The 7849-nt window shown below is 45.3% G+C and carries 5 protein-coding genes and 3 tRNA genes; 4 read left to right on the top strand and 4 right to left on the bottom strand.

The genetic code is table 11. The annotated features are described in order from the left end of the window. The first annotated feature begins 127 nt into the window (after positions 1-127). From A3K86_RS13070 to A3K86_RS13055, 4 genes are all read left to right on the top strand, one after another. Positions 128-212 (top strand) — tRNA-Tyr (locus A3K86_RS13070). A gap of 67 nt (positions 213-279) precedes the next feature. Then, positions 280-364 (top strand) — tRNA-Tyr (locus A3K86_RS13065). Positions 365-431: 67 nt separating this feature from the next. Next, positions 432-516 (top strand) — tRNA-Tyr (locus tag A3K86_RS13060). A 443-nt stretch (positions 517-959) separates the two neighbouring features. Next, entirely contained in the window at positions 960-2708 is a 1749-nt protein-coding gene (locus A3K86_RS13055) for a response regulator (protein ID WP_068331619.1), read from the top strand. A 95-nt stretch (positions 2709-2803) separates the two neighbouring features. Here the strand turns inward: A3K86_RS13055 and A3K86_RS13050 are convergent, their stop codons facing one another. The 4 genes from A3K86_RS13050 to A3K86_RS13035 form a co-directional block, all read right to left on the bottom strand. Continuing rightward, positions 2804-4222, bottom strand: coding sequence for a YfcC family protein (locus A3K86_RS13050; protein WP_068331615.1), 1419 nt, complete (start codon positions 4220-4222; stop codon positions 2804-2806). A 149-nt stretch (positions 4223-4371) separates the two neighbouring features. Continuing rightward, positions 4372-5445 carry an alanine/ornithine racemase family PLP-dependent enzyme gene (locus tag A3K86_RS13045; protein WP_068331613.1) on the bottom strand — a complete coding sequence of 358 codons (1074 nt, stop codon included), beginning with the start codon at positions 5443-5445 and terminating at the stop codon, positions 4372-4374. A 226-nt stretch (positions 5446-5671) separates the two neighbouring features. Beyond that, positions 5672-6640: a LysR family transcriptional regulator gene (locus A3K86_RS13040; RefSeq protein WP_068331612.1), complete on the bottom strand. Its 969-nt coding sequence runs from the start codon at positions 6638-6640 to the stop codon at positions 5672-5674. A gap of 107 nt (positions 6641-6747) precedes the next feature. Beyond that, positions 6748-7728: a glutathione S-transferase family protein gene (locus A3K86_RS13035; RefSeq protein ID WP_068331650.1), complete on the bottom strand. Its 981-nt coding sequence runs from the start codon at positions 7726-7728 to the stop codon at positions 6748-6750. Positions 7729-7849 lie beyond the last annotated feature (121 nt).

The following is a 7849-nucleotide window of genomic DNA, read 5'->3' as shown; positions in this document are numbered from 1 at the left end:
GAGCAGATTGTAAATCTGCCGGCTCTGCCTTCGATGGTTCGAATCCATCTCCCTCCACCATTATTTAAGAAATACGCTTTTTGCTGATTTCTTGGCTTAATCGCCACACAATTTAGCAACACCCTGTGGAGGGGTTCCCGAGTGGCCAAAGGGAGCAGATTGTAAATCTGCCGGCTCTGCCTTCGATGGTTCGAATCCATCTCCCTCCACCATCATTTAGAAATACGCTGTTAGCGGGTTTCTTGGCTTAATCGCCAACACAATTTAGCAATACCCTGTGGAGGGGTTCCCGAGTGGCCAAAGGGAGCAGATTGTAAATCTGCCGGCTCTGCCTTCGATGGTTCGAATCCATCTCCCTCCACCATTATTTAAGAAATACGCTTTTGCGGGTTTCTCGGCTTAAACGCCAACACAAATTAGCAATACCCTGTGGAGGGGTTCCCGAGTGGCCAAAGGGAGCAGATTGTAAATCTGCCGGCTCTGCCTTCGATGGTTCGAATCCATCTCCCTCCACCATCATTCAAGCCAGTTGCGCAAGCAGCTGGCTTTTTTCATGCCTTTATTTTCTTCTCTTCCACTTCTCTCTTATATCTCGTTCACCACCTACCCTTCATCACTTCTTTGGATCAAAACGTACACAGAATTTCTACCGCTAGAGAGTCTTTTTAGACTTCTCTTCTTATTTACTTGGTAGCTTTGATTTACGCAAAATTCAACTTATTGCATATACTCATTACAAGCGCTCACATTAAGTAATACCATTTTAAAACATGGTATATACCTCGCACCTATTTCATTGATGCAACAGAGATAAGTAATTGTTCCGATTAAACGTCAGAAAATAACCAAAAATAGGACGAGTGATCAGAGACTTACTCTAATCAGTATTAGATAAGAAATTGCAATGAGATTGGTGTCACTATAATTACGGATAGAGCGCGGTGGCTAGAGGATCAAGGATGACAAAGTCTGGGCAAAAACCGCCCCCAAAAATTCATTGGGATAAAATCAAAATTCTGATTGTGGATGATCAGCGCTCCGCTTCGGTACTTTTAAAAAGTTTGTTAACCCAGATGGGTATCAAACACATTGATATTGCAGATACTTACGACGAAGCCGTCCGTGCTTGCCACAAAACCCATTACAACGTGATCATGGCTGATTTTCACCTCAATCATGTGCTCAATGGCTGCGAGCTGATCTGTTTGCTACGCAGTAAAAAGCTAATTTCCTCTGAATGCGGCATTATGATGATTTCAGGCGATCATTCAGCAGAAGTGATTCTGGCAACCCTCTCCATAGAGCCTGATTGCTTTCTTACCAAACCCATAACCAATGCTGCGCTGACTCAAAAAATCACCCAAACTCTAACGCACTGTGCTATTCGTCAGCCAGTTTATCAAGCACTAGAAGTTAACAAACCCGAGCGAGCCCTCGCGCTGTGTAAACAGCAATTGACTGAGTATGGTCATAGTCAAAAACTGTCTGATCTGCTGCTCGACCTCCTCGTCGAACAGCAAGCATGGCAACAACTGGCCCCTATTCTTAAATTCTTAAAAGCCAAACACCCCAGCCATAAAGTGACCATAGTAGAAGCAAAACACCTGGCGCACCAAGGGCAGCTTAGCCAAGCAATTCAATTAGTTGAAGGCTTAGTAGAACGCTCTCCACTGTGCTTAGAAGGGTTTGACTTATTGACTCACTATCAGCAATTAAACCACCAGATGTTCGATGCTCTCACTACAGCCAAACGCGCATTTATGCTTACTCCTGGTGCTAGCCATCGGGCATTAACCGTGGCGCAATTAGCTGCCGATCTCGGCAATAGTGAAGAACTACTCAATGCAGGGCGCACGCTGGCAACTCACCTACCGATCATTGATGTTAACTGGATCATTCGTTTTGCTGAGTTCAACGCCATTTTTGAGCAACTGTATTTTAGCCAACACAACAGGCAAGCCCGCCGCGAAATGTTGCAACAGCTAAAAGGCATCCAACATCGCGCCTTTAGTCGTTTATTGCCAGCCCAACAGCCATTCTTGACCGCATATGGCCACATCGTGCGAGCCCGTATTTATTTGGCGGAAGATAAACCTTTTAAAGCCAAACGTCGCGCTCTGATCGGTATTAGTCATTACTTTGAGAAAATCGCTAAACTGCCTTCAGTCTTGTTAGTCGAGTTACTGCCAATACTGATCCAGCTTGGTGAATTGCAATTGATTGCCGAGGTTCACCACACCTTAAGCATTCGTGATCGCTTTGATGGCCATAGCCAACAGCGTATGGCGCTGCTTAGTACCAACACAGTCGCGATCAAGGCTATTCAAACCTTGGCAAAGCAACTCGCAGAAGCCAAGAGTTATATCAGCGTTGCCCCGCAACATGCTGTATCATTGTATGACGCCATTTTGGTTCGTTACCCTTACAGTTCTGAGGCCAACCTTGGCTATCTCGATGCGCTTAGTCGACTACCAACTGAGAGCAAAACTTATACTCGCTTGCGTCGCCTTGCCATCAGTGCAATGCCACTGCCTGCAGATCTTGCCCTGTGGCGTAATCAGGTGCTATTGCAACTTGATCTCCACGCTCCTGACTTTACTGAGCCACCTAAGACGGCAGTTCCGCTGTTAAACCTCGGTTCGCTCGTTACTAACGTTGATCCTACTGCCGATATCATTGAACTCGCTCCTCCACTCCAAGAGGGCTAGGCATGAGTTAACAAAAAACGCCTTTCGCATTCACGAAAGGCGTTTTCTTTATAGAAGTCCAATTTTCAATTGGTTAACTCACTGAGAATTCACTCTTATCCCAAGACACCAGCGCCTAGCGATAACATGATGGTATTAAGCAAAATAAAGAAACCAACCAGTGGACCAATGAACTTCAGCCACGCAAGGTAAGATACACGTCCAATTGCCAAACCGCCCATCAGAACACCGTACGTAGGGGTTACGAACAATACGGTACCGATACCACACATGAAGGCTGTCACAACCAACTCACGCCCTGTATTTGCAAAGTCAGCGAGTGGCGCCAAAATTGGCATACTCATTACCGCTAAGCCCGATGTTGAAGACACCACAAACGCTAGTAGCATCTCAATCCAGTACACGGCATTGATAAACAAGATAGAGCTTTTATCCGCTACAAGACCTTCTGCGTAGTACAAGATGGTATCGGTAATATTACCCGCTTCCATCACCACCACGATACCGCGAGCAACACCAACAATCAGAGCTACACCAATCAGATCGGCCGCACCAGCAACAAACGAGTTGATCAGATCTTCTTCACTCAAACGACCGATGATGCCGCAGATAATGCCCATGAACACAAACAAGGTACTCATTTCAGCCATCCACCAGCCAAGGGTCGATACACCGTAAATCATCACCACAAACGTCATTGCAAACAGCGCCAACACCACTTTTTGTTGCAGAGTCAAAGCGACATCAAGGTTACTGTCATCGCGCTGCGACAGGAAGTGAGCGGCATTTTCCTTGTTAACACTGGCAATCAAAGAGCGGCTCGGATCTTTTTGTACCATCTTGGCATAACGGATCACGTACAAGCAGCCAACAATCAAGGCAATGACTAAGATCCCCAAACGAATACCGAAACCATCAAGGAAATCGACCCCACCAGCATTAGAGGCAATCACGTTACCAAACGGGTTAATGGTTGAGCCAAGTGTACCAATGCCTGAGCCTACAAAAATGACCGCCACCGCGACTAGAGCATCAAAGCCAGCAGCAATGAAGATTGGGATCAACAGACCGTAGAACGCCAAGGTCTCTTCTGCCATCCCGTAGCTGGTACCACCAAGGGCAAACAAGGTCATTAAGATCGGGATCATCAAGATCTCACGCCCTTTAAGTCGCATCATGATCCGAGTGATCCCCGCATCAATCGCCCCTGTTTTGGTAATAATGCCAAGGAAACCACCGACCATAAGCACGAACAAGCTAACATCCATTGCCCCAATAATATTGGTGGCAGGATCATAAAAGCCTGAGATCGGTGCCATCAAGGTTTCAAATAGCCCTTGCGGTGAAGCATCTATGGTGTGATAAGAACCCGGAACAGGTACATCACGCCCTAGCGCCTCATTAAATAAACGTTCATATTGTCCTGCCGGTAACACATGGGTGAGTAAGGCAAACAGAGCGATAAGCGCGAACAAAATAGTGAACGCGTTTGGAAACTTTTTAATCTTAAACATGAAACCCTCGCGATATTGTTATTAGTATTTCTATCCATAGTTGTGTGAGTGTGTTGCCTTGCTCAGTGTCCAAAGGCTTCTGTACTACTTATGCTGGCGATAACCCAAGCACGCCGAACAAGACAACGAGATTGTGTTTGATACTGACGTTACGCTTTGGCGCGAACATAAGCTTTGTGAACAAACTCAGAGGTCGCACACTGCAATACCCCGCCGTAACCCAAGTCGAATGTCAGGCGATCGCCTACATGATATTCGTGGCTGCAATCGGTCAGATCTACGATCAGGTGATCGCTACTGCCGCCGACCACAGAGATGTGACTATCAGTCGGAATTAGTTGTTCTAATTCAACATCTTGGCGACCGATGGCGCACAAACCACGGCAGCGGATACCTTTATCGATAAATTCAGGGGTATTACCAAACGCATCCAGTGCGGTAGAGTTCACCGGCACTGACGGTTTTTGTTTGATTTCAATAAGTTCAGCTTCAAGATGAATGGCATTTTGTTGCGTGGTAGGCACGGGTTCATCGTTTAAACCTATCCCCATAATAAGAGAAGCACCGAGGCGTAATTGGTTGACTTGCGAAGGCATTTCCCCCGCCAGCATCAAATCTAGTCCAGCAGAGCTGGCGCCCGAAATAACAGAAAGCTTAAGGCCAAATTTCGATTCGATTTTTTCTGCTATTGCCACCAGTTGATTTTGATTTTCAGCGCTCGGTGCCACCCCACCGTAACACGCTAAATTACTGCCCACACCAATCAACTCGAGGTTCGGTAACGACTGCACCAGCTCTGCTAGCCATAGGGTTTCGCTTTCATCAAAACAACCTTCTCGCAAATCCCCTAAATCGTGCATTAGCACAACGCGATGGATTTTATTTGCTTTAACAGCAGCTTCTGAAAGCGCACATAACACGCTTGATTCTGAATTTAGTGATATATCGGTCAAAGCAATCACTTTGTCGACTTCAGAAAATGACGGTAAACGGATCAGCATTTTTTCTGCCGCCAAGTCTTGGTAACGCGCTAAATTCATTAAACGCGCATCGCCAAGGATCTCGATACCACCGTCAATCATGGCTTGAGCCACTTCTGGCGAGCCAAGTAATAATTTAGTGACACCGACAGGCTTAACACCATGAGCCTGACAAGCAGCAACCATATTGCGGGTATTGGATTCGATTACATCCAGATCGATAGAAAGCGTTGGGTACGGCATAATTCGTCCTGTTAATATCACAACTCCTGTAGCTATTAACTGAAAAACCAGCCAACGATAAAATAGTTAATTCAGCATGTTTACTTGGCGAGATAATAAAGTTTTATAAAAGTAACGCTCACAACCGCTAAAAACAAATAAGCCAGCCGAAATAACTTTCAACTGGCTTAACTAAACTTTCACCAATAATTATATCAGTGCCAAGATATAAAGGACGCTTCGATTATTACTCTAATAACTTTTCGTTTTCTACTTTATAAGCATGCGTTTTCGCTATGATCTTTTTCGCATCACAAAAACTGTGAGCTTGCTTTAAATCATCCACTAGAGCTTGGGTGGCGAGTGATAACTCCAGTTGCTCATTGGTAGTTAAGAAGAACTGGGTTGAGTACACCAAATTAGGCTCGACTGGTACTTTTATCATCATCCCCTGCTGCACCCAATGCTCGGCGTAATGATCGGGCAAATAACCAATAAAGTGTCCCGACAATATCAGATGCGCAGTCGCTTCCATATTGGGTGCATACGCGGTGCACTGTGATGCCATAACCTCACTCACTGGCGTGATTGGATGTGCTAAGCCACGTTCCACCAGCGCATTTTCACGCAAGTCGGACAATTTCGCCAATCTATTGATTTCTAATATCTTATGATGAGGAACACAGTAAAGGCTCTGGTGTTCATCGAACAGGTAGTGATAGTGCAGACCGCTCTTTTTCACTTCGGAGGAGGTGATACCAATATCAAGCTTGCCATCTAACAGACTTTTCTCGATTTGATAAGAATCAGACACCGAATTGTCAATCCGCACCTGAGGATGCTTTTTCACAAACATGGCGATGGCAGTAGCGATCTGACAGGCAGGATTGGTCACTAAGTTATCCACCATACCGAGTTGAATATTGCCACAAGCAATACTGCGTATATTATCAATCTGCTTTTGGAACACATCAATATGGCCGAAAAGCTGCCGACTCATTTCATACACTTTTAAGCCATCTGGCGTCAGTTTAAAGCCACTTCGCCCACGGTGGCAAAGTGTCATTCCTAAACGGGTTTCCAGATCATTCATTTTTTTACTGATACTGGATTGGTGCATATTTAATTGATATTGCGCAGCAGAAAAACCGTCACTTTCAACAATAATTAAAAATAACTGTAAGAGGCGAATATCTATATCGTCGATCTTTTTCATTATTATTGCTTCGCATAAACCGTGGCATCATTATAAATATTTCATGCGAAATTAATGCGAAGCAAGTAATAAATTTATCTATTATTTATGCCTGTTCTATTCCTCTGTCACTCTTCTTTAGCACCACCAAGATCATCACGCCCATGAGCAGCAAAGAGATCCAATTCAGGCCCAAGCGGTACAATACGAGTCGGGTTTATAGTGGCGTGACTGGCATAGTAGTGACGTTTGATGTGATAAAAATCGACGGTTTCAGCAATATGCTGATACTGGTACAGCTCGCGTAAATAACCTGATAAATGGCGATAATCAGCAATGCGCTGACGGTTACATTTAAAGTGCCCCACATACACAGCGTCAAAACGGATCAAAGTAGTGAACAAACGCCAGTCGGCCTCGGTCAATTGCTCCCCCGCTAAATATCGGTGGCTGGCAAGATGCGCATCGACCTTATCTAAGGCAACAAACAGACTCAGGTAAGCATCTTCATATGCGCTTTGAGTGGTGGCAAACCCACAACGATAAACGCCGTTATTAATCGCGGGATAAATCAACGCATTCCAGCGCTCAATCTCCTCTTGGAGTGCAATGGGATAGTAGTCGTCGTGGTTACCCGTTAAATGGTTAAAGGCAGAGTTCATCATCCGAATGATCTCGGCAGATTCATTACTGACGATAGTTTGGGTTTGCTTATCCCATAACACTGGCACTGTCACTCGCCCAGTATAATCAGGCTTGGCTTTGCTATAGAGCTGATGAAGGTATTTAAGACCGTAGTTAGGTTCGGGTTCATCAAACTCCCAACCATTGGTGAGCATATCAGGGCTCACCACAGTCACACCAATGTGAGGCTCTAACTGTTTCAGCTGGCGGAAAATCAAGGTGCGGTGTGCCCAAGGGCAAGCCAAAGAAACATACAAATGGTAACGCCCAGATTCTGCTTTAAAGCCAGAGGGCTTATTGGTTTCACTTTCGCCATCGCGTGTTACCCAGTGCCGAAAACCCGCATCTTCACGCACAAAACGGCCATTGCTCTCTTTGGTGTCATACCAAATATCGTGCCATACCCCATTCACTAACTTACCCATACCACCTTCCCCCTGAATCTTATCTGACATATGTCTTTGGTGTGCTAAAACCAGTATAGGTAGCCGATGGCTAAGAGTCGGCAGCAAGGTATCAACCATGATCATCAAATTTTTCGATGAA

The organism is Photobacterium jeanii (assembly GCF_001650345.1).
Classification (GTDB): domain Bacteria; phylum Pseudomonadota; class Gammaproteobacteria; order Enterobacterales; family Vibrionaceae; genus Photobacterium; species Photobacterium jeanii.
The sequence above is the reverse complement of the archived record's forward strand: the minus strand, read 5'-3'. Positions and strand labels throughout refer to the sequence as shown.